The organism is Nguyenibacter vanlangensis (assembly GCF_013376155.1).
Lineage (GTDB): Bacteria > Pseudomonadota > Alphaproteobacteria > Acetobacterales > Acetobacteraceae > Gluconacetobacter > Gluconacetobacter vanlangensis.
The window spans coordinates 1-509 of record NZ_JABXXP010001294.1; the positions used below are offsets into that span (position 1 = coordinate 1).

Below are 509 nucleotides of genomic sequence, written 5' to 3' on the forward strand. Positions count from 1 at the left end.
GCCGGCGGCACGCCGCCGCCGGCCGCGCAGGGTAGCGGCGTGCCGCACCTGCGGCTAGTCTGCCCAGACCGCCCGGACATCGCGCACGACACGGCAAGACACGAAAAGGCACGACAGGATGCAGCACGAAACGCCCCTTCAGCCGCCCCTCTCGATGCCCCTCTGGCCGATGCAACGTGCCTACGCGGCCTTCCTGTTCGACATGGACGGCACGCTGCTCGACAGCATCGCCTCGGCCAATCGCGTCTGGAGCCGCTGGGCCGAAGGGCATGGATTGGTGCCGGATTCGGTGCTGAAGGTCCTGCACGGCGTCCGCGCGGTCGAAACGATCCGCCGGCTGAACCTGCCGGACATCGACCCCGAGCACGAGGCCGACCGCATCACCCAGGCCGAAATCGCGGATGCCGAGGGCACGATCGCCCTGCCGGGCGCCGACGCCTTCGTCCGCGCGCTGCCCACCGATCGCTGGGCGATCGTCACCTCGGCGCCCCGCGCACTGGCCACGGTCC

The 509-nt window shown here is 71.1% G+C and carries 1 protein-coding gene; it reads left to right on the top strand.

The features are described from left to right. Nucleotides 1–118: 118 nt before the first annotated feature. Nucleotides 119–509, top strand: a 391-nt coding sequence (locus HUK84_RS22685; RefSeq protein ID WP_374729419.1) for an HAD family hydrolase, incomplete at its 3' end; no start/stop codon positions are given.